This is a genomic window from Intrasporangium mesophilum (assembly GCF_054783095.1).
The window spans coordinates 137,598-158,821 of record NZ_BAAGRF010000014.1; the positions used below are offsets into that span (position 1 = coordinate 137,598).

At 71.1% G+C, this 21,224-nt stretch carries 22 protein-coding genes; 10 read left to right on the forward strand and 12 right to left on the reverse strand.

Going from position 1 to position 21,224, the window contains the following annotated elements:
* Positions 1-19: 19 nt before the first annotated feature.
* A complete protein-coding gene (locus ACYVLP_RS13665; protein WP_460627895.1) occupies positions 20-1,480 on the forward strand; it encodes a ferredoxin reductase family protein in 1,461 nt (486 codons plus the stop codon).
* Positions 1,477-1,986, forward strand: a complete 510-nt coding sequence (locus ACYVLP_RS13670; protein WP_460627896.1) for an FMN-binding protein — start codon at positions 1,477-1,479, stop codon at positions 1,984-1,986. The genes ACYVLP_RS13665 and ACYVLP_RS13670 overlap by 4 nt, the downstream gene beginning before the upstream one ends.
* A 332-nt stretch (positions 1,987-2,318) precedes the next feature.
* On the opposite strand, the gene ACYVLP_RS13675 is transcribed toward ACYVLP_RS13670, so the two are convergent.
* The 4 genes from ACYVLP_RS13675 to ACYVLP_RS13690 are packed head-to-tail and all read right to left on the reverse strand — an operon-like array spanning position 2,319 to position 5,932.
* A complete protein-coding gene (locus ACYVLP_RS13675; protein ID WP_460627897.1) occupies positions 2,319-2,717 on the reverse strand; it encodes a universal stress protein in 399 nt (132 codons plus the stop codon).
* A 1-nt stretch (position 2,718) separates the two neighbouring features.
* Positions 2,719-4,293 (reverse strand): tripartite tricarboxylate transporter permease, encoded by a 1,575-nt coding sequence (locus tag ACYVLP_RS13680; RefSeq protein ID WP_460627898.1) that lies wholly within the window; start codon positions 4,291-4,293, stop codon positions 2,719-2,721.
* On the reverse strand, positions 4,293-4,922 hold the full coding sequence (locus ACYVLP_RS13685; protein ID WP_460627899.1) for a tripartite tricarboxylate transporter TctB family protein: 630 nt from the start codon (positions 4,920-4,922) through the stop codon (positions 4,293-4,295). Before ACYVLP_RS13685 ends, ACYVLP_RS13680 begins: the two co-directional genes overlap by 1 nt.
* On the reverse strand, positions 4,919-5,932 hold the full coding sequence (locus ACYVLP_RS13690; RefSeq protein WP_460627900.1) for a Bug family tripartite tricarboxylate transporter substrate binding protein: 1,014 nt from the start codon (positions 5,930-5,932) through the stop codon (positions 4,919-4,921). Before ACYVLP_RS13690 ends, ACYVLP_RS13685 begins: the two co-directional genes overlap by 4 nt.
* 228 nt (positions 5,933-6,160) lie before the next feature.
* Here ACYVLP_RS13690 and ACYVLP_RS13695 point away from each other — a divergent pair, with 228 nt between their 5' ends.
* Positions 6,161-7,735 carry a sensor histidine kinase gene (locus ACYVLP_RS13695; protein ID WP_460627901.1) on the forward strand — a complete coding sequence of 525 codons (1,575 nt, stop codon included), beginning with the start codon at positions 6,161-6,163 and terminating at the stop codon, positions 7,733-7,735.
* Positions 7,732-8,421, forward strand: a complete 690-nt coding sequence (locus ACYVLP_RS13700; RefSeq protein WP_460627902.1) for a response regulator — start codon at positions 7,732-7,734, stop codon at positions 8,419-8,421. Before ACYVLP_RS13695 ends, ACYVLP_RS13700 begins: the two co-directional genes overlap by 4 nt.
* A gap of 429 nt (positions 8,422-8,850) precedes the next feature.
* Here the strand turns inward: ACYVLP_RS13700 and ACYVLP_RS13705 are convergent, their stop codons facing one another.
* Positions 8,851-9,537: a GntR family transcriptional regulator gene (locus ACYVLP_RS13705; RefSeq protein ID WP_460627903.1), complete on the reverse strand. Its 687-nt coding sequence runs from the start codon at positions 9,535-9,537 to the stop codon at positions 8,851-8,853.
* Between the two features lie 61 nt (positions 9,538-9,598).
* Between ACYVLP_RS13705 and ACYVLP_RS13710 the strand changes: the two genes are divergently transcribed.
* The 5 genes from ACYVLP_RS13710 to ACYVLP_RS13730 are packed head-to-tail and all read left to right on the forward strand — an operon-like array spanning position 9,599 to position 14,018.
* Entirely contained in the window at positions 9,599-10,759 is a 1,161-nt protein-coding gene (locus ACYVLP_RS13710) for an Ldh family oxidoreductase (RefSeq protein WP_460627904.1), read from the forward strand.
* The gene (locus tag ACYVLP_RS13715; protein WP_452270045.1) at positions 10,756-11,073 is read left to right on the forward strand and encodes a putative quinol monooxygenase; all 318 of its coding nucleotides are present in this window, start codon (positions 10,756-10,758) and stop codon (positions 11,071-11,073) included. Before ACYVLP_RS13710 ends, ACYVLP_RS13715 begins: the two co-directional genes overlap by 4 nt.
* Complete coding sequence (locus ACYVLP_RS13720; protein WP_460627905.1) at positions 11,070-12,173, forward strand: isocitrate/isopropylmalate dehydrogenase family protein; 1,104 nt, start codon at positions 11,070-11,072, stop codon at positions 12,171-12,173. Before ACYVLP_RS13715 ends, ACYVLP_RS13720 begins: the two co-directional genes overlap by 4 nt.
* Positions 12,166-12,600, forward strand: coding sequence for a cupin domain-containing protein (locus ACYVLP_RS13725; RefSeq protein WP_460627906.1), 435 nt, complete (start codon positions 12,166-12,168; stop codon positions 12,598-12,600). Before ACYVLP_RS13720 ends, ACYVLP_RS13725 begins: the two co-directional genes overlap by 8 nt.
* Entirely contained in the window at positions 12,597-14,018 is a 1,422-nt protein-coding gene (locus ACYVLP_RS13730) for an aldehyde dehydrogenase family protein (RefSeq protein WP_460627907.1), read from the forward strand. The genes ACYVLP_RS13725 and ACYVLP_RS13730 overlap by 4 nt, the downstream gene beginning before the upstream one ends.
* Positions 14,019-14,026: 8 nt before the next feature.
* Here ACYVLP_RS13730 and ACYVLP_RS13735 read toward each other — a convergent pair whose 3' ends face one another.
* From ACYVLP_RS13735 to nth, 5 genes are all read right to left on the reverse strand, one after another.
* A complete protein-coding gene (locus ACYVLP_RS13735) occupies positions 14,027-14,848 on the reverse strand; it encodes a GNAT family N-acetyltransferase (RefSeq protein ID WP_460627908.1) in 822 nt (273 codons plus the stop codon).
* A 2-nt stretch (positions 14,849-14,850) separates the two neighbouring features.
* The gene (locus tag ACYVLP_RS13740) at positions 14,851-15,834 is read right to left on the reverse strand and encodes a CorA family divalent cation transporter (RefSeq protein ID WP_460627909.1); all 984 of its coding nucleotides are present in this window, start codon (positions 15,832-15,834) and stop codon (positions 14,851-14,853) included.
* A 168-nt stretch (positions 15,835-16,002) separates the two neighbouring features.
* Positions 16,003-17,205 (reverse strand): MarP family serine protease, encoded by a 1,203-nt coding sequence (locus ACYVLP_RS13745; protein ID WP_460627910.1) that lies wholly within the window; start codon positions 17,203-17,205, stop codon positions 16,003-16,005.
* Positions 17,202-17,975: an NUDIX hydrolase gene (locus ACYVLP_RS13750; protein ID WP_460627911.1), complete on the reverse strand. Its 774-nt coding sequence runs from the start codon at positions 17,973-17,975 to the stop codon at positions 17,202-17,204. Before ACYVLP_RS13750 ends, ACYVLP_RS13745 begins: the two co-directional genes overlap by 4 nt.
* A 127-nt stretch (positions 17,976-18,102) precedes the next feature.
* On the reverse strand, positions 18,103-18,762 hold the full coding sequence (gene nth, locus ACYVLP_RS13755; RefSeq protein ID WP_460627916.1) for an endonuclease III: 660 nt from the start codon (positions 18,760-18,762) through the stop codon (positions 18,103-18,105).
* Between the two features lie 231 nt (positions 18,763-18,993).
* Here nth and ACYVLP_RS13760 point away from each other — a divergent pair, with 231 nt between their 5' ends.
* Positions 18,994-19,671 carry a Crp/Fnr family transcriptional regulator gene (locus tag ACYVLP_RS13760; RefSeq protein WP_452270053.1) on the forward strand — a complete coding sequence of 226 codons (678 nt, stop codon included), beginning with the start codon at positions 18,994-18,996 and terminating at the stop codon, positions 19,669-19,671.
* On the opposite strand, the gene ACYVLP_RS13765 is transcribed toward ACYVLP_RS13760, so the two are convergent.
* Both ACYVLP_RS13765 and ACYVLP_RS13770 read right to left on the reverse strand, forming a co-directional pair.
* Entirely contained in the window at positions 19,652-20,461 is an 810-nt protein-coding gene (locus ACYVLP_RS13765) for an MBL fold metallo-hydrolase (protein WP_460627912.1), read from the reverse strand. The genes ACYVLP_RS13760 and ACYVLP_RS13765 overlap by 20 nt on opposite strands.
* The coding region (locus ACYVLP_RS13770) for an NUDIX hydrolase (RefSeq protein ID WP_460627913.1) at positions 20,458-21,224 on the reverse strand (767 nt) is incomplete at its 5' end. The genes ACYVLP_RS13770 and ACYVLP_RS13765, both read right to left, overlap by 4 nt.

Consider the following 21,224-nt stretch of genomic DNA (forward strand, 5'->3'; position numbering starts at 1 on the left):
GCTCAGGACGATCGACCTCGTGAGCAACACTCTGGCATCTCCCGACCGGGCCCGCGTCCCTACCCGCGCGGCCCGCGCGCTCCGGCGCGGAGCGGAGTTCCGGCGCTGGCGTGCCCGCGTGGCCGACCTGCTCGAGGCTCTGGCGATCGGCAGCGTCGTGCTCGTCGTGGCCCAGTTCCTTGCCAGCGGCGGCAGCCACGCCCTGCTCAGCGGCGACGTCGGTGCCCGGCTCACCGCCGTCGGCCGGCTGACCGGCCTCGTCGCGATGGACCTGCTGCTGCTCCAGGTGCTCCTGGCCGCCCGCGTGCCCTGGGTCGACCGGGTCTACGGGATGGACCGCGCGCTCGCGGCTCACCGCATCCTCGGACGCATCACCGTGCCCCTCGTCCTCATCCACGTCGGGGCGATCGTGCTCGGGTACGCCTCCGCGGACGGGCTGACCGGGCCGTTCGGCTGGCTCCGCGAGCTGCTCATCCTCGTCACGGGCGGTGACGACCTGCTCCTCGCCCTGCTGGCGACCGCTGCGCTCGTCGCGATCGCGGTCACGTCCGTGCGGATCGCTCGCCGCCGCCTGTCGTACGAGTGGTGGCACGCTGTGCATCTCATGGCGTATGCCGCCGTCATCCTCGCGGTCCCCCACCAGATCTCGCTCGGGACCGACTTCAACGCCTCCCTGTTGTCGCGTGCCTACTGGTGGACCCTCTGGGTCGTCGTCGCGGCGAGCGTCGCCTGGTGGCGAGTGCTGCTCCCGGTGGCCCGGAGCGCCCGCCACGGGCTGCGCGTCACGGAGGTCAGGCCGGAAGGCCCCGGCGTCTGGTCGGTCGTCGTGCGAGGGCGCCACCTCGACCGCCTCGACGTGCGCGCCGGGCAGTTCTTCAACTGGCGCTTCGTCACGCCCAGCCTCTTCTTCGCCGCCCATCCCTGGTCGCTGTCCGCGGCGCCCGACGGGCGGACGCTACGCATCACCGTCCGAGCCCTCGGCGACCACTCCGCACGCATCGCCGACCTTCGACCGGGCACGTTCGTGCTCGTCGAAGGCCCCTACGGCGCCTTCACGACCCAGGCCCGGACCCGCCCGAAGGTTCTCCTCATCGCGGCCGGGATCGGGGTGACTCCGGTCCGCGCGCTGCTCGAGGAGCTCGTCCTCGAGGGCCATGCCGCACCTGGCGACGTCACGGTGGTCTACCGCGCCAACGATGTCAACCAGCTGCCGCTGCACTCCGAGCTCGAACGGCTCGCCTCGCTCGCGGGCCACCAGGTCCTGTCCCTCGTGGGCCCACCGGCGAGCGGCTCGGCCCTGCCCAGCCGCGCCGGCGGGCGGGGCTCCGACGGCGAGCGCCTGACGAGGATCGTGCCGGACCTTGCTGACCACGAGGTCTACCTGTGCGGGCCGTTGCCCTGGATGACGCTGGTACACAAGGCGATTCGAGATGCGGGCGTGCCTGCAGCGCACATCCACGACGAGAGGTTCGCCTGGTGAGAAGGACGACGACCGCCATCGTCGGAGCTGCGAGCGTCGGTGCCATCTGGGCGTCCTGGCACGCGGGCCTCGCGTCCGGACCCGGCCCACTCGGGAACGTCACCGTGGTCGCCGGGCCGCCGCAGCGGCATACCTCCTCGGCTGCTGCCCCGAGCCCGGCGCCCGGCTCACCTGCACACTCGGCGGCCAAGGGCGCCAAGCCCTCCCACACGGCGTCCCCGTCGGCTGTGCCCGCGACGGTCGACGGCGCGCTCGTCGGGACGCCCTACGGCAACGTCCAGGTGCGCCTCACGCACGTCGGCCCGCGCATCACAGATGTCCGCGCGGTCCAGCTCACCGACAGCTCCCGCCACTCGGTCTCCATCAGCGCCTATGCCGCCCCGATCCTCCGGCAGGAGGCGCTCGCCGCGCAGTCGGCACAGATCGACATGGTGAGCGGGGCGACGTTCACGAGCGAGGGGTACCAGCAGAGCCTCCAGGCTGCGATCGACGCCGCCCACCTCTGAGCCCGCCACCACCACCCCGTCGAGTGGCCCCACATTCACCCACGTTTGGCTGTGACCACGCGGCCACTCGAGTCAACCACCCCGTCGAGTGGCCCCATATTCACGCGGGTTTGGCTGTGACCACGAGGCCACTCGAGTCGACCACCCCGTCGAGTGGCCCCGTATTCACCCACGTTTGGCTGTGACCACGAGGCCACTCGAGTCAACCACCCCGTCGAGTGGCCACTCCGACACTCCTCACAGGTCGAGTGGCCACTCCGATACACACGCGCCGGCGCTCGTCGAGCACGCAGCGTGTGTCGAAATGGCCACTCGACGTGGGGGTTGCCGGGTCAGCCGGTCTCGGCCTTGACGGCGAGGACCGGGCAGTCGGCCTCGAGCAGGATCGTCTGGGCCTGGCTGCCCATGATGAGCTTGCCGACAGGGGTGCGACGGCGCAGTCCGATGACGATCAGCTCGGCGTTGGTGTTCCGGGCCACCTCGAGCAGCTGCTCGGCCGGGTCCTTCGCCTCGACCTGCTGGGTCACCTCGAACTCGACCCCGGAGCCCTCGAGCTCGCCTCGGACGGCGTCCCAGTCGTCGGCTGACGAGTGGCGCCGGTCGACGAGCGCGTCGCCACGGCTCGCGTTGAGCACGACGAGCCGGGCGCTGCGCCGCCGTGCCTCGCCGATGGCGGACGAGAGCGCCGCCCGGCCGGTTGGCGAGGGGACGTACCCGACGACGATGGGCATCTCAGAGTCCTTCCACGTTGGCGTGAGCGTGAGCGGCGAGCGGCTCGTCGCGGGGAACGTCCGGGCCGGCGGAGTCGCCGCCGCGCCGACCGCGGCGACCGCGAGCGGCCCGCAGCACCGGGGGCAGGACCAGCAGCAGCACGATGACGAGATAGACCGCCTTCGAGAACCACGTGTCGTAGAGCCCCGACAGGTCGCCGTTGCTGATCTGCAGCGCCCGCCGCAGCTGCTCCTCGGCGACCGGGCCGAGGATGATGCCGATGATCGCCGGGACCACGGGAAGCCCGAAGCGGCGCATGAAGAAGCCGAGGAACCCGATGATGAGCAGCAGCCACAGGTCGAACGTGGAGCTGTTCGCGGCATAGGCCCCGATGCTGGCGAAGAAGAGGATGCCGGCATAGAGGTACGGCCTCGGGATGCGCAGCAGCCGTGCCCACACGGTCGCGAGCGGGAGGTTGAGCCCCAGCAGGATCGCGTTGCCGATGAAGAGGCTCGCGATGAGCGCCCATACCAGGGGCGCCTGCTCGTCGAGCAGCCGAGGCCCGGGCTGTATGCCGTAGCTCTGGAAGGCGCCCAGCATCACCGCCGCAGTGGCCGTGGTCGGGATGCCCAGCGTCAGCAGGGGCACGAGGCCCCCCGCGGCCGAGGCGTTGTTCGTCGCCTCGGGCCCGGCCACGCCCTCGATCGCACCCTTTCCGAACTCCTCCGGGTGCTTGGCCAGCTTCTTCTCCGTCGCATAGGACAGGAACGTCGGGATCTCGGCACCGCCGGCAGGGACGGCCCCGAACGGGAAGCCGATCACCGTCCCGCGCAGCCACGGCTTCCACGAGCGGCGCCAGTCCTCGCGGTTCATCCGCGCGCCATCGACGTGGACGATGTCGAGCGGTGCCCGGCGCAGGTGCGCTGCGACCCACAGGGCCTCGCCCACGGCGAACAGTCCCACCGCAACCACGACGACATCGATGCCGTCGGCGAGCTCTGGGATGCCGAACGTCAGCCGCTGCTGACCACCGAGGGTCGCGTCGATGCCGATCGTCCCGATGAGCAGGCCGATGCCGAGCGAGGCGAACCCGCGGACCTTCGAGGACCCGAGCACGGTGGTCACGGCGATGAAGGCCAGGACCATGACCGCGAAGTAGTCGGGTGCGCCGAGCTGCACGGCGATCTTGACGATGACCGGAGCGAGCAGGGCCAGGCCCAGGGTGCCGATGGTGCCGGCGACGAACGAGCCGATGGCGGCGGTCGCGAGAGCCGCGGCCCCCCGGCCCTTCTTCGCCATGAGGTTGCCCTCGATGGCGGTGATCACCGACGCGCTCTCACCTGGGGTGTTGAGCAGGATCGAGGTCGTCGACCCGCCGTACATGCCGCCGTAGTAGATGCCGGCGAACATGATGAACGCCTGGGTGGGCTCGAGTGTGAGCGTGAGCGGCAGCAACAGCGCGATGGTCATCGCCGGGCCGATGCCGGGCAGCACCCCGATCGCGGTGCCGAGCAGGACGCCGAGGAACGCGTAGAGCAGGTTGATCGGGGTCAGCGCATCGCCGAAGCCCGAGATGAGGGAGCTGATTCCGTCCATCACAGGATTCCCTTCAGCAGCCCGGCCGGGAGCTTGAGGTCGAGCACCGCGTAGAACAGGTACCAGGTGCTCACGGACATGACGAGCGAGATGACGGCGTTGCGGAGGTAGTGCCGGCTGCCGAGCGCGTAGGACGTGCCGAAGAACAGGACTGCTCCTGAGATCGGCCAGCCGACCCGCTCGATGAGCACGGCGTTGGCGGCGAACGACGCCGTGAGCAGGCCGATGGTGCGCCAGTCGCTGCCCTGAGACAGGTCGACGTCCTCACCACCCTCCTGCTCGCCGCGGCCGCCGCGCGCGATGTCGAGCGCGAGGAGGACGCCGGTCACCAGGAGCAGGATGCCGACGACGATCGGGACGGTCTTCGAGCTGACCGGGCCCCGGTTCATCGCGATGTCCGCGAGGCTCAGGGCATCGACGATCGCCCAGGCCCCGAGAGCCAGCAGGACCACGACGACGCCGTACTCGGCATACCCGTGCTTCTGCTTCTCGACCGCGTCGTCCGGCGGGAGCCGGTCCGGCGGGAGCCGGTCCGGGGGGAGCCGGTCCGGCGGGAGCCGGTCCGGCGGGACCGGGGCGCCGCTGGTCACGGGCCCCGGTCGCACCGGGTGTTGCTGTGGGGACGTCATGACGTCAGGCCGAGTTCCTGCAGGACGCCGGCCACGCTCTCGTTCTGCGCGGTCAGGAAGGACTTGAACTCCTCGCCCGACTGGAACGCGTCGGTCCAGCCCTGGTCAGTCAGGGTCTTCTTCCACTGCGCCGAGTCGTGCATCTTCGTCAGGAGGTCGACGTACTGCTTGGTCTTCTCCGGCGAGAGTCCGGGCGGGCCGACGATGCCGCGCCAGTTCGTGAAGACCATGTCGACGCCGATGCTCTTGAGGGTCGGTGCGTCGACACCCTCGACGGGCTTGGCGCTGGTGACGGCGAGGATCTTCACATCGCCGTTCTTGGCCTGCTCGGCGACCTCGCTGATGCCGGTCGCCGCGAACGCGACCTTCTTGCCGAGCACCGCGGTGAGCAGCTCGCCGCCACCGTCGTACGCGACGTAGTTGACGTCCTTGGGCGTGACACCGACGGCCTTCGCGAGCAGCATCGGCGTCAGGTGGTCGGGACCGCCGGCGTTGGAGGCGCCACCCACGGGGACCGAGCCCGGGTTGGCCTTCCAGGCCGCGACGAGCTGGTCGAGCGAGGTGTAGGGCGAGCCGGCCGGGACGACGATGGCCTCCGACTCCTCGATGAGCTTGGCGATCGGCACGGTGTCGTTGAGCGTTGCCTTCGACTTGTTCGTGTAGACGGCGCCGACGACCCCGAGCCCCATCTGCATGAGGATGTCGTCCTTGCCCTGCTCGTTGACGAGGCGCTGCAGACCGACGGTGCCGCCCGCGCCCGCCGTGTTGAAGACCTCGATCGTGCTGGCGAGCCCGGCGTCCTGCATGGACTTGGCCGCGGCGCGCGCCGTGGTGTCGTAGCCGCTGCCCGGAGAGTTGGGCACGAGCAGGCGCAGGCCCTTGACGGGGCCGGCTGCGGCCTGGGCGGAGCTGGCGTCGGTCGACTCCTCCTTGCTGACGCCGCAGGCGGACAGGGCGAGGCTGGCGGCAAGGATCGCGACGCCGACTGTGGTCGTGGTCCGAAAACGCACTGGAGACTCCTTTGTCTGACAGGGCGGGCACGAAAGGCCCGGTTGGTCCGCAAGCGTGCCGAGGCGGCATACGGCTGTCACGGTTAGGAGCGCAAACTCCATTTTGTTCATTTTGCTCAGGCGCACATTTGCCTTGCCGACGCGGATCGCCACAATGTCCGCATGAGCGCGACGTGGCGATCACGGTTGCGGCCGCGGAGGTGGACCCTCGCCGGTCGCATGCTAGCCATGCAGCTCGCGATCATGTGCGTGGTGATCATCGGGGTCGTCCTGGTCTCTCTCGCCCAGTCCGACGCACGTGCTCACGAGACGTTCGGGCGGCAGGCACTCCAGGTGGCCGAGCGGCTCGCCGGGACGAGCGCCATGCGAGAGGCGGCCTCCACGCACAACCCGGACGTCATGAGGGGTGCCCACTACGTCGCGGAGAGCGCGCGAGTGGACTCCGGATCCACGAAGATCATGCTGGCCCTCTCCGACCGCACCGTGCTCGTGTCGACCGACCCCCTTCCGGTGAGGAACGTGGTCCGGCTGCAGCCTGACCCGACCTATCTCGGGCGCGCGTGGGTCGGCTCGGAGACCGAGTCGGGGGCCGCGATGGCGACCGCGCCGGTGATCAACCCCAAGACGTTCCAGACCGACGGCGTCGTCGTAGTGACCCGGATGCACCCGTCCGCCATGGAGAGCCTGGCGGCGGCACTGCCCAACCTGCTGACCTACCTCGGCATCGCCACCGCCCTCGGGGTGGCAGGCTCCCTCCTGCTCGCTCGTCGCGTCAAGAAGCAGACGCTCGGCCTCGAGCCCCGCGAGATCACCGGTCTGGTCGAACAGCGCGAGGCCATCCTCCACGGCATCAAGGAGGGCATGCTCGCGGTCGGGCTCGACCGCCGGGTCACGATGGTCAACGACGAGGCCGCGCACCTGCTCGGCATCCCGCAGACCTCCGTCGGGCGCCACCTGGACGACCTCGACCCGACGGGCCGGCTCGCCGACATGTTCGCCGAGTCGGACGCCACCCCGGACCGCGTAATCCCTTACCGCGGAAGGGTGCTCACCCTCAACCGTATGCCGGTGCTCAGCCGTGGGCGTCACATCGGGTGGGTCGTGACGCTGCGTGACCGCACCGAGCTGCTCGAGCTGCAGCGTGAGCTCGACGTCACGCGAGACACGACCGACGCGCTGCGGGCCCAGGCCCACGAGTTCAGCAACCGGATGCACGTCGTCACCGGGCTGATCGAGCTCGGCGAGTACGACGAGGCGCGCACCTACGTCCGGCACATCACCGACAGCCAGACCCGGCTCACCCGGAGCATCACGGCGCACGTCGCGGACCCGGCCGTCGCGGCCCTGCTCATCGCCAAGTCGAGCCAGGCCGACGAGCGTGGTGTCGAGCTCGAGCTCGACGAGTCGACCGCCCTCAGCAAGCTCGACACGCTCGACGAGCGGCTCGCGACCGACGTCAACACGGTCCTCGGCAACCTCATCGACAACGCCTTCGACGCCTCGTCCGACGCGGCAGACCCGGTGGTCACCGTCGAGCTCGTCCAGGACGACCGTGAGGTGAGGATCACCGTGCGCGACACCGGTCCGGGCATCGACTCCGACCTCGGCGAGCGCGTCTTCCGGCACGGGGTCAGCACCAAGGAGGTCGAGCCCGGCGGGCGTCGCGGCATGGGCCTGGCCCTGGTGCGCGTGATCTGCCGCAAGCGGGGCGGCGACGTCCAGGTCAGCCACGACGGCGGCGCGGTGTTCGTCGCAACTCTCCCCTTCGAGCCCGTGACGCTGCCCGGGAGCGCGGCTCGATGATCCGGGTGCTCGTCGTCGACGACGACTTCATGGTGGCGCGCGTGCACTCGAGCGTGGTGTCCCGCCAGGCCGGCTTCCAGGTCGTTGGCGTGGTCCACTCGGCCGCCGCAGCGCTCGAGGCCGTGCGGACGACCCACCCCGACCTCGTCCTGCTCGACATCTACCTGCCTGACCTGAGCGGGCTCGACGTGCTGCGCCACCTGCGCGAGCAGTCATCCGGCGCGGTCGACGTCATCGTCATCAGCGCCGCTCGCGACGTGGACTCGGTCCGTCGCGCGTTGCACGGCGGCGTCTTCAGCTACCTCGTCAAGCCCTTCGAGATCGAGTCGCTCCGACAGCGGCTGGCCGACTACGCCGATCACCGCGCCGACCTCACCGAGCTGGACGACCGCGACGTGGTGGGCCAGGACGACGTCGACCGCGCCTTCCGCACGCAGGCGGCCCGCCGCACCCAGCGCCTGCCCAAGAGCATCAGCCCCGACACGATCGGCCTCGTGGCGCGAGCGCTCGACGATGCCGGCGACGACGGGCTGTCGGCGATGGAGTGCGCCGAGGCCACGGGCCTGTCCCGCAGCAGCACGCGGCGATACCTCGACCACCTCGTCGCCACCGGGAGCGCGGAGATGCGGCCCCGGTACGGCACGGCAGGTCGCCCCGAGCGCCGGTACCGCAGCCGCTCCCACTGACACCCCCGCCCCTCCCCCGTCGAGTGGCCGCTGCGTCCCACGACCTCCACCCGGTATGCGGGGATGGATGAGACCGAGCGGCCACTCGAGGTGATCCCACCCGCCCCACCGCGTCGAGTGGCCGCTGCGTCCCACGACCTCCACCCGGAATGCGGGATGCCTGTGACCGAGCGGCCACTCGAGGTGATCCCACCCCGCCCCACCGCGTCGAGTGGCCGCTGCGTCCCACGACCCCCACCCAGCCCCAACCCCACGTCGAGTGGGCACCGAACCCCACCAGCCCCACTGGCCTCATCGGCCTCATCGGCCTCATCGGCCTCATCGGCCTCATCGGCCTCAGTCGAGTGGGCGCCCCGTCCCACCGGTCACGTGACGGGTGGGGCCCCTGTGACGGGGCGCCCACTCGACAAAAGGGGGGCGGTCCCGCGCTCAGGGATGGGCGGCGAGACGGTCGGCGATGGCGTCGAGGGCGACGCCACGCGCGGTGAGGACGTGCGCCTCGGCCCTGCGCCGCGCCTCCTTCGGGTCGCGCCCGACGATGGCCTCGAGTATGCCGCGGTGCTCCTCGAGCGCAGCGGTCCGCCGCTCCTGGCTCTCGTTGGTGAAGGGCCGGTAACGGGACATGTGGCCGTCGACCTGCTCGTGGAGCCGGCGAGCCCATCCGTGTCCGGCGACCTGTGCGATGCCGAGGTGAAAGTCGTGACCGGCGCGCATCGCGTCGTCAGCGTGCCCCACGAGGCGGGCGTTGCGCTCGACCAGGTTCGTCAGGCTCGCCGCGTCGTCGTCAGTGAGCCGCCGGGCGGCCTCGGCCGACATGAGCCCCTCGAGGACGGCTCGAACACCGTAGAGCTCCTCGATGTCGGCAGCGCTGAGCGGCCGCACCACCATGCCCCCGGTCGGCAGCTGGTCGATGAGGTCCTCGGCGAGGAGCAGGCGCAGCGCCTCACGCAGCGGAGTTCGGCTGACCTGCAGCGCCGTCGCCAGCTCGGGCTCGTAGAGCCGCTGGCCGGGGGCGAGCTCGAGGTCGAGGATGCGGCGCCGGAGCTCGGCGTAGACGAGCTGGCCCCCCGAGGCGCGCTTCATCCGGTCCACGTCGTGGCCCTTCGTTGCGCACATGTATACAAGTATGCTTGCATGCCTCAATTCTTGCACGAACCCGATTCGCAAAGGAGCAACGGTGACCCACGTCGCGCACGCTTCCGCCATCGCAGGGACTGCCAGCTCTGCCCGAGGCCCGGGTGGCGCGCCGGCAGCCGAGCCGGTCGTGGTCATGCCCTCGGCGCTCACCGCCTTCGTGACCGACCTGCTCACCGTCCGCGGCGTGCCCGAGGCCGACGCTGCCCTGGTGGCCGACTCGCTCGTGACCGCCGAGCTGTGGGGCCATGCGTCTCACGGTGTGCTGCGGCTGCCGTGGTATGCCGCTCGGCTGGCTTCCGGTGCCATGGCCGCGGTCACCGACGTGGAGCCGGTCGTCGACCGTGGCGCGGTCGTCGTCCTCGACGGGCACGACGGAATCGGCCAGGTCGTTGCCCGGCGCGCCGCCGACCTCGGTGTCCAGCGCGCGCGAGCCCACGGCATCGCCGGCATAGCGGTCCGCAACTCGGGCCACTTCGGCACCGCCGCCTACTACACCCGCGCCGTCGCCGAGGCCGGATGCGTGGCCCTCCTCGTGACCAATGCCAGCCCGGCCATGGCTCCCTGGGGCGGGCGCCGCAAGTCGGTCGGCACCAACCCGTGGTCGATCGCAGCACCCGCCGGCCGGCACGGGGTCGTCGTCATGGACCTTGCCAACACTGCCGTCGCCCGGGGCAAGGTCTACCTCGCCGCCGAGCGGGGTGAGCAGATCCCCGAAGGATGGGCAGCCGCCGCCGACGGCACCCCGACGACCGACCCTGCCGCGGCCATCGACGGGCTGATCCTGCCCATGGCCGGCGCCAAGGGCTACGTCATCTCGTTCATGATGGACGTCCTCGCAGGGGTGCTCACCGGCAGTGCATTCGGGGACTCGGTCGCGGGCCCCTACGACCCGACCCGACGCAGCGGTGCCGGGCACCTGCTGATCGTGATCGACATCGCAGCAGCAGGCGATGCCGACGAGTTCGCCTGTCGCATGGAGCAGCTCGTCGACCAGACCCACTCCGGCGAGCTCGCGGCGTGGGCCGACCACATCCTCGTCCCCGGCGAGCTCGAGGACCGCGCCCGGGTCGCGAACGAACGCGACGGCATACGGCTCGCGCCGGCCACGTGGGCGGCGTTGCGCGAGCTGGCCCAGCCCCACGGCATACCCCTTCCACAGACCGACTCACCGACCCACGACCCGAAGGAGACCGCACCGTGATCGCCCTCATCGTCTCGCTCGACGTCATCCCCGAGCGCCTCGACGAGTTCGTCGACGCCATCGGCACGAACGCCGAGCGCTCGTTCAACGACGAGCCGGGCTGCCTCGGGTTCGAGGTGACCCAAGACCTGGCCGACCCGCATCACTTCGTCTTCTACGAGCGGTACGTCGACGAGGACGCGGTGGCAGCACACCGAGCGGCTCAGCACTTCGCCGACTGGCGACGCGCCGCCGACCGCTGCGTCGTGCCCGGAACGCAGCTGAACACCCTTGCCGCTGTGCGGGTCCGGCACAAGGAGGTAGGAGCGGCATGAGGATCCTCGTACTGCCGGGCGACGGCATCGGCTCGGAGATCACGGCGGCCACGCTGCGTGTCCTGGAAGCGGCCGACGAGCTGCATGAGCTCGGGCTCATGGTCGAGTCGGCGCCGATCGGGCTCGCGTCGCTGGCCGCAGAGGGCACGACCCTCCCCGACGCGGTCGTCGAGCGCGTCACCGAGGTCGACGGGACGATCCTCGGCCCGGTCTCGCACTACGACTACCCACCACGCGCCGAGGGCGGCCTCAATCCGTCGGCCGAGCTGCGGACCCGGTTCGCCCTTCACGCCAACATCCGTCCGTGCAGGTCGGTCCCGGATCTGAGCGTGCTGCGAGCGCCGATGGACCTCGTCATCGTCCGCGAGAACACCGAGGGCTTCTACTCCGACCGCAACATGTATGCCGGCCCCGGCGAGTTCATGCCGGACGCCGACTCCGCGTTCTCCATCCGCAAGATCACCGCGCATGCCTCGGCCACAGTGGCACGCGCCGCGTTCGAGCTCGCCCGGACGCGTCGCGGTGTGGTCACCGCGGTGCACAAGGCCAACGTCCTCAAGCTGTCGGACGGGCTCTTCCTGCGGGAGGTGCGCCGCGTCGCCGAGGGCTATGCCGACGTGGAGCTGCGAGAGCTCATCGTCGACGCCGCGGCCGCCCGGCTCATCCGAGACCCCAGTGGTTTCGACGTCATCGTGACGACGAACATGTTCGGCGACATCCTCAGCGACGAGGCGTCCGAGCTGTCGGGCAGCCTGGGGCTCGGCGGAGCGATCAACGTCGGCGAGGGCGTGTGCGTCGCCCAGGCCCAGCACGGCTCTGCGCCCGATATCGCCGGCCGCGGCATCGCCAACCCTGTGTCGCTCATCCGGTCAGCCGCGATGCTGCTCGACTGGCATGGCAGGCGAGCCGGACGCGCGGAGCTCGTCGCCGCGGCGCAGGCCGTTGACGACGCGGTGAGTGCGGTGATCGCAGAGCCCTCGACTCGCACCCCCGATCTCGGCGGCACCCTCACGACCGCGCAGGTCGCCGACGCGGTCGTCGCCGCCCTGCCGACTCGCGCGCCCACAACCGCCCTGTCCCGAGAGGACCACCATGCCTGACCAGCCGAGCGCACGCATCCTGGTCATTCGCCCGTCGACCGTCAGGCCCTTCGACCGCGGCAATGGCGTCGTCACGATCCCCTATGTCGGCAAGTGGAACTGCGAGACCAACAGGGTGACGACCGGGCAGACCCAGTTCGCCGAAGGCACGGGCCTGCCGCTGCACAGCCACAACGTCGAGGAGTCGGTGCTCGTCCTCGAAGGCGAGGCCGTCGCGGAGATCGGGGATGCGTCGTTCGATCTCGTTGCGGGAGAAGCAACTTGGGTGCCCGCGGGGGTGCCGCACCGTTTCTACAACCGCGGCGCCGGCACGATGCGGATCTACTGGGTCTACGGCGGCCGCGACGTCACCCGGACGATCACGGCGACAGGCGAGACGTTCGAGCACCTTTCCGAGCACGACCGCGGAGGACTGAGCACCCCATGACTGTCACCAGCATCTCAGCCGGGCCAGCGAACATCCAGACCGTCAACCCGGCGAACGGCACTGTGCTGCAACGGTTTCCGTCGATGGGAACCGAAGACATCGAGGCCGCCGTCGCGGCAGGCGCAGCTGCGTCCCGTGCGTGGGGCTCGACGCCACTGGCCGAGCGGCTCACCGGCGTCGCGCGGCTGGCAGCGGTGCTGAGAGACCGGACGGACACCCTCGCCGCGCTCGTCACCAGCGAGATGGGCAAGCCCCTCGCCGAGGCTCGCGGCGAGGTTTCCAAGTCGGCACTCACCGCCGACCACTATGCCGCTCACGGCGCCCGCGTCCTGGCCGACCGGCCGGTCGACCTCGACTCCCCCGACGTCACCGCCTGGGTCGCGCACGAGCCGATCGGGCTGGTGCTCGCCGTCATGCCGTGGAACTTCCCGATCTGGCAGGTCATGCGTTTCGCCATCCCCGCGGTCGCGGCCGGAAACGGCGTGCTGCTCAAACACTCTCCCAACGTGACCGGTTCCGCGCTCGCCGTCGCGGGGCTGTTCGAGGAGGCAGGCCTGCCTGCGCATCTCGTCACCGCGCTCGTCATCGCCGAGCCCGATGTCCCCCACGTCGTCGGGAGTCTCGTCGACGACGACCGCGTCGCGGGCGTCACCCTCACCGGCAGCAACAGGGCGGGCGAGCACGTCGGTGCCGCCGCCGGCCGCGCGGCCAAGCCGTCGGTGCTCGAGCTCGGCGGCTCGGATGCTTTCGTGGTCCTCGCAGATGCCGACGTCGAGGCCGCCGCCGCCGCCGCGGTCCGGGCCCGGTTCACCAACGCCGGCCAGAGCTGCGTCTGCGCCAAGCGGTTCGTCGTCGAGGAGCCCGTCGCCGAGGCGTTCGTCGAGCGATTCGTCGCCGGCGTCCGTGACCTGCGCGTCGGCGACCCGACCGACCCGACCTCCGATATCGGGCCGATGGCGCGCGCCGACCTGCGCGACGTCCTCCAGCGACAGGTGGACGCATCGGTCGCTCTCGGTGCCACGGTCGCGCTGGGCGGCCGCAGGATCGACGCGGACGGCTGGTTCTACGAGCCGACCGTTCTCGTCGACACGCGGCCCGGAATGCCGGTCTTCGACGAGGAGACCTTCGGCCCCGTCGCGGCCGTGGCCGTCGCCCGCGACGAAGCGCACGCGGTCGCACTGGCCGGCCACACGGCATACGGCCTGGGCCTGTCCGTCTGGAGCCGTTCGACGGAGGGCGCGGTCAGGGTGGCGCGGCAGGTCACCACCGGCGCGGCGTTCGTCAACGCGGTCGTCGCGTCGGACCCGCGGCTGCCGTTCGGCGGCACGCGGCGCAGTGGCTACGGGCGCGAGCTCGCCGACTCGGGCCTGCTCGCCTTCACGAACCAGCGCACCTACTGGGTCGCCGCCCCGGCCTGACCTCGGCGTCACCCGGCGGGCAGGGGTGTGCGGGACACCGCTGTGTGGCGAGCGACCTCGCTGAAGCCAGCCCGCTCGTAGAGGCCGATCGCCGGCCCACCGTCCTCCGCGACGATGACCAGCCGCCGCACGTGCGGGTCTTCATATGCCCACTCGCCCGCCGCGCGCACGAGGGCACCGGCGATGCCGCGCCGGCGGTACTCGGCGAGCGTCACGACGTCCTGGTAGCGCGCGAGGTCAGCGAGCCGGACGATCCCGAGGTTGCCGACGAGCCGCTCGCCGTCGAACGCGCCGAACCACCGCGCCCGTCCCGACTCGACGAGGGCGCGCTGCGCCGCAGCGCGCCGCCGCTCGAACACGAGCTGGTCGTCCCGCCGGTCGGCGGGCGTGTCGCCGCCCCCGACGACCGCCGACTGCTCCCAGTCCTCGGGCGTCTCCAGGGCCCGCAGCGTGAGGCCGCTGTCAGAGCCAGTGCCCTCCAGCAGTATGCCGTCGCGGGCGTCCCCGGACACGGGCAGTGCCTGCGTGGCGAGGTCGACGTCGACCTCGGCGTCCCAGCCGGCCGCTCGCCAGGCGCCCAGGTCGCCGCCGGCTCTGGTGAAGCCGATCGCGCGATGCGCGCTGGTCGGAAACTCGTGCTCGAACCGGCTTGTCCAGTGGTCGATCTCGGATGCACGAGCCTCACCCGAGACGAGTAGGAAGTTCCCCCACCAGAAGGTCGGGTTGGACTCGGTGCGCACGACGAGATGGTCGCCCGCGTCGACGACCGATGACCCCTGGAGCAGCAGGAGGTCGAGATCGGTGCGCAGCCCGGGAGAGTCGATGTGCACGGTCACCACCAGCCCTGGCGGCGGGCCCATCGCAAGAGCCACAAGCTGATGCCGAGCATGACGGCGAGCACGATGACGAGGTGCTCGATGTCGGTGCCGTCATTGCCGATGAGGTTCATGCCGTAGATGGACGCGATGGCGGTGATCGGAAGGGTGATCGCCGCGATCACGGCCAGACGCTCCATCGCCACGGTCATCTTCGTCGTGACCCGGGTCTGATAGAGGTCGATGACGCCGACGAGGAACCCCATCTCACCGTCGCCGAGGCTGCGCACCCGCTCGAACTGCTCCGCTAGGTCCCGCGCGTGACGTCGCGCCTCGGCGGGGACGAAGCGCTCCAGCGAGTGGATCCGCGCCTGGATGTCGTACGCCTGTGAGGCCATGGTGCGTGCGGTGCTCAGCTCGTGCCGCAGCAGGAAGAGACGCTCGAGAAGCTCCTCCGGGCGCCGGAAGTCGGCGGCCATGACGGCATTCTCGAGCTCGGGCAGCTGGCCCGCGACCTGGCGCACCGCTGCGCTCTGGCGGCGCGCGATGGCCGAGCCGATGGCATAGGCGAGCTCGTGTGCACTCTCGGGCCGGAGCCGACCGGCCTCGAGGCGCGCGCGGATCGCTCTGGTCTCCTCGGTCGCAGCCTCCTGGGTGAGCACCGGGTTGCGGGGGCCGTGAACGGTGACGAGGTACGTGTCCCCGATCAGCTCGTCGAGCTCGAGGACGTGCACGTGACCGCCCTCCCCGGTGAGCGGTGCGTGGAGGATGACGAACAGGTGCTGCTCGTAGGCGTGGATCGTCGGCACGAAGTTGCGTTCGGCGCAGGCCTGTCGGACCAGGGCGTGCGCCTTGAGCGGGCCCGCGAGCAGCCCGTCCGCCTGGTCGTCGTAGTCGGGGATGTCGACCCAGACGAACCCGTCGGACCGACCGAGCAGCCCCTCGAGCTCGGACGGCTGATGGTCGGTGATCCCGTCGGCGCTGACGAACGACACCTGCATGGTCCAACTCTGTCACCATGCCCGCTGCCTCGAACCGGATTGGCGCGCTCCTCGCGATGCCCGACCAGCGCCCGCGATTCGAGGTAATCGGGTCGAGGTGCAGAGTCGGGCTATTGGGCGACCTATCACCTCGACCGGAATACCTCGAACGGTGAGCAGCCCCCAGGGTCAGCCGGCGACGCAGGCTCCGGTACTCACCTCGTTGGTGGCCGAGGCGGCCTTGTCCAGAACGGGTTTCGCCTCGTTCAGGGTCAGGGCATATCCGGTCGAGTCGTCCTCCAGCGACTTCGCGAACACGACCCCCGAGACGCGACCGTTGGTGTCGAGCAGCGGGCCTCCGGAGTTGCCGGGCTGCACCATCGTGGCGAGCGAGTAGATCTCGCGCACGACGCGGTTCTGGCCGTAGATGTCCAGACCACGAGCGTCGAGCATGGCCCGGACCCGTGCGGATGACACACGGTAGGGACCGTCCAGCGGGAAGCCGGGCACCGCCGCCGAGTCGCCGCGCTTCAGCTCGCCACCGAGCTGCAGCGGCGGAAGAGCGAGGCCCGGCACGCTGACCACGGCCAGGTCGCGCTGCGGGTCGAAGATGACCACGCGCCCCCGCAGCGCCTGGTCGCCACCCTCGACCTGCACCTCGTCCGCCCCGGCGACGACATGCGCGTTGGTGACGATCTTGCCCGGTGAGACCACCCAGCCCGTGCCCTCCTGGCCACGCTGGCACTGCGCGGCCTGGGTGGTCACCTTGACGACCGAGCGGCCTGCCGCACGGACCGCGGGCAGCCGGGCGACGCCGGGGTCGGGGTCCTGCACCGGGGTGATCGGCTCGGGAGACAGGCCGCCGAAGACCTGCGGGAACCCTTGGCTGGACAGGAAGCCGCGGAAGCTCGCGAAGAGCTGGCCCGTCTCCTCGGGCACGACGGCGTTGACGACGCGCAGGACCCGAGACTCGGACATCGCCTTGGCCAGCGACGGGTTGCCGGCGCTGCGGAGCGTGCCGCCGATGAACCAGACGATGAGACTCGCGGCAAGCGTGACGACGATTGCGCCGAGCACCTGGTCGACCCGGCGGAACGAGCTGCTCCCGATCCGCTTGCGGATCGAGGCGCCGACCATGCTGCCGAGCCACTGTCCCAGCCAGCCGAACGCCACGACGCCGATGATGAGCGCAAGCACCCGGCTCCGCGAGTCCTGGGCGACGGCATCCCAGTGCGACAGCCCCGACGGGAGCAGCCAGATCGCGATGAGCGCGAACCCGAAGAAGCCCACGAGCGAGAAGACGCTCTGGATGAGGCCCTGCCGGTAGCCGGAGTAGCCGTACGCGACGAGCAGCACGATCAGGGCGATGTCGAGCACCACGCTCCCGGTCATCGTCGCGGCCCTCCGAGGTAGCGCTCCGGCAGCGGGCGGTGCACGCCGGCGTCCCACGGCCGGCTCAGCCCCGCGATCTCGAGCACCGCGCTGACCAGCCCTGCCGTGAACCCCCAGAGCAGCAGCTCGTCGAGGTCGAAGCCGGGGCCGACGAAGCCCGACGGATGCGTCACCGAGAAGCGCGTGGCCGGGTCGACCAGGTGCGACACCGGGACAGCGAGCACGTCGTGCACCTCGGCCGGGTCCCGCACCGACAGCGGCGACGGGTGCGCCCACCAGCCGAGCACCGGGGCGACGACGAACTGAGCGGGCGCGAGGTAGAGGGTCGGCAGCTGCGTGACGACCTCGACACCGCTCGGGTCGAGCCCGGTCTCCTCCGCGGCCTCGCGCAGCGCGGTCTCGACGAGGTCGGCGTCGCCCGGGTCGCGCGAGCCGCCCGGGAACGCGATCTGGGCCGGCTGGGTGCGCATCGTGTGTGACCGCTCGATGAGAACGAGGTGCTCGTCGGCGGAGGATGCACCGGCCGGCGGCGGGCCGAAGAGGATGAGGACGGCCGACTCGCGCCCCCCTTCCTCGGGCGGCACGAAGTGCGAGAACCATTCTGGCGCAGCATCTTCCAGCTTCACCGCGAGGTCATCGACCCATTCGGGCCGCGGCGCGGCCACGCCGGCCCCGCCAGCCACGCCGGCCTCGCCGCCCCCGAGCATCGGGGACGGCTCGATGGTGCCCGACCTGCCGGCATACGTGATCGCGCTGAGCGTCGACGTCACTGTCCCACCCAGCTCACCGGTCCACCCTGCTCACCTTGACGGCAGCAGAACAGGTCACCTCGGCGACAGCCGAACAGGTCACCTCGGCGAGGAGGTGAACAGGTCACCTCGGCGACAGCCGAACATGTCACTTCGGGGCCAGCTCGAACTTGAGCAGCTTGGCCGCCTTGTCCGGGTCGGTCTCACCGATCCCGTAGGAGGGACACCACCGCGCGACCGGGCAGGCGCCGCAGGCGGGCCGCTTGGCGTGGCAGGTGCGGCGGCCGTGGAAGATCACGACGTGGCTGAGCATCGTCCAGTCGCGGCGCATGAACAGCGCCCCGACCGCGTGCTCGACCTTGACCGCGTCGGTCTCCTCGGTCCAGCCGAACCGGCCGGCGAGCCGCCCGAAGTGTGTGTCGACGGTGATGCCGGGAACGTTGAAGGCGTTGCCGAGCACGACGTTGGCCGTCTTGCGGCCGACGCCGGGCAGGGTCACCAGGTCCTTGAGCCGCCCCGGCACCTCGCCGTCGAAGTTCTCCACCAGCGCGGCGCCGAGCTTGATCAGCGCGTCGGCCTTGTTCCGGTAGAAGCCGGTCGGCTGGATGATCGTCTCGAGCTCGACGCGGTCGGCGCCTGCGTAGTCGGCCGCCGTGCGGTACTTCGCGAAGACGATCGGGGTCACCTTGTTGACCCCGACGTCGGTCGTCTGCGCCGACAGGATCGTCGCGACGAGCAGCTCCAGCGGAGTGGTGAAGTCGAGCTCGCAGTGGGCGTACGGGTAGCGGTCGTGCAGCGCGCGGTACATCTTCCGAGCTCGACGGACGCGCGCGACCGGCGTCTCGTCGGCGGTCACGAGGGCACGGGCAGACACAGACGACACTGTATGCCGCCGGGCTGGGTGGCAACGACACCGGCCACGCCCGCTCCGGCGCGGTCTCGGTCCCTGGCCGTCACGCGCCGGCGCCCGACGGACAAGCACCCGGGACGTCGTCGCGGAGCGCGGGCGGCGGCATACCGCACGTGGCACACTGACCCCGTGGATCTCGACGTGGTGAGGCGCGCGCCCCTGTTCAAGGCTCTCGACGACGAAGCGGCCGCTGCGCTGCAGTCGGAGATGTCCCCGAGCCGCATGGAGCGCGGCGACGTGCTCTTCCACGAGGGCGACCGCGGCGACACGCTCTATGTCATCGCCGAGGGCAAGATCAAGCTCGGCCGCACGAGCGCCGACGGCCGGGAGAACCTCGTGGCGATCCTCGGGCCGGGCGAGATGTTCGGCGAGCTGAGCCTGTTCGACCCCGGCCCGCGCACGATGACCGCGACCGCAGTCGCCGAGACACAGCTGCTCGGGCTCGGCAACGACTCGCTCACCGGGCTGCTCACCGGGCGCCCGGAGGTGTCCAAGGCACTGCTCGCCGCGCTCGCGCAGCGCCTGCGCCGCACCAACGCCCACCTCGCCGACCTCGTGTTCACTGACGTGCCGGGCCGCGTCGCCAAGGCGCTGCTCGACCTGTCCGAGCGGTTCGGCCGGCCGGTCGAGGGCGGCATCATGGTCTCCCACGACCTCACCCAGGAGGAGCTCGCGCAGCTCGTCGGCGCCTCCCGCGAGACGGTCAACAAGGCGCTGGCCGACTTCGCGACGCGCGGCTGGCTGCGACTCGAGGCGCGGGCGGTGCTGCTGCTCGACGTCGAGCGGCTCAAGCGCCGCGCCCGCTGACCTCCCGGAGGTACTCGAGCTGGGCCTGCACCGAGAGCTCGGCAGCCGGCCACACGCTTCGCGGCACGTCGAAGTAGACGCGCTCGACGACCTCGTATGCCGTCTGCGCACCCTCGGCGACCGCCTGACGCACGTGGTCGAGCCGTTCGGCACGGTGCTTGAGGTAGAACGTGACCGTCGCTGCCGCGTCCTCGACGAACGGCCCGTGCCCGGGCAGCAGGCTGGCGACCGTTCCGGCGCGGGTGAGGTCCTCGATCCGGTCGAGCGAACCGAGGTAGGCCTCGAGGTTGCCGTCGGGCCACGCCACGACCGTGGTGCCGCGACCGAGGATGGTGTCGCCGGTGAGCAGGGTGTTGTCGGCAGGCAGCACGAAGCAGAACGAGTCGCTGGTGTGGCCGGGAGTCTCGACCGCGAGGATCTCGAGCCCGCCCACGGTGATCGTCTCTCCGGCGCGGATGTCGTCGTGGCCGCGTCCGAAGGCTCGCACCGGCGCTCCCGTGAGCTGGTGGAAGCGGTCGGCGCTCTCGGCGTGGTCGTCGTGACCGTGGGTCAGCAGCGTGAGCGCGACGCGCCCCCCGGTCTCGGCGACGTGGTGAAGCACCGTCTGGAGGTGCCGCTCGTCGAGCGGGCCCGGGTCGACGACTACCACCTCCGACGAGCCTGGCTCGGCCAGGACCCAGGTGTTCGTCCCGTCGAGGGTCATCGGCGACGGGTTGTGGCAGAGCACGCAGGTGGCTCGCTCGCTGACCAGCCCGCCGGCCCAGGCCGGGTCCGCCGCAGCGCCCTTCACGGCTGTCGCTCAGTGGGCTCGACGAGCTGCTCGACCACCATCGCCGGGCCGGCAGAGCGCTCGACGACCTCCGGCATGATGAGCGGCAGGTGCTCGGTGTGCAGGACGAAGTCCGCGGCGCTGCCCGCGGCTGCGATCTGCTCCACGCACACGACCGTCGGCGGGAGCATGAGAGCCGACCCGGCGGCATACCCGCGGAGCAGCTCGTCGGGGACGACCCAGCCCGCCTCGTCCGCCTCCGAGGTGTCCCCGTCGGCGAGCTGGTGCGACGGCATGAGCGCTGCGAAGAACCACGTGTCGAACCGCCGGGGCTCGAAGACGGGCGTCAGCCAGTGCGCCTTGGCGGCGATGAGATCCGAGCGCAGGACGAGCCCGTTGTCGGCGAGCACCTGCCCGAGCGACGCGGCCCGTGAGACGAGGTCGGCGCGAACCTGGCGCCAGCGCTCGTCGTCGACCGCCGCCAGCGGCCCGTTCGCCGACGGACCGGCCAGGAGCACGCCGCACTCCTCGAAGACCTCTCTGACGGCGGCGGCGACGTACATCTGCGCCTCGGCCGCGCTGCAGCCCAGGCGCTCGGCCCACTCCGACGGCGACGGGCCCGCCCACGGCAGGTCGACGTCGCCGTCGCGAGCGTCGACGCCTCCGCCCGGGAACACCATGGTGCTGGGCGCGAACGCCATGCCGGCGACCCGTCGGAGCATGAACACCTCCGTGCCGCCGCTGCCGCCGCTGCCGCCGCTGCCGCCGCTGCCGCCGCTGCCGC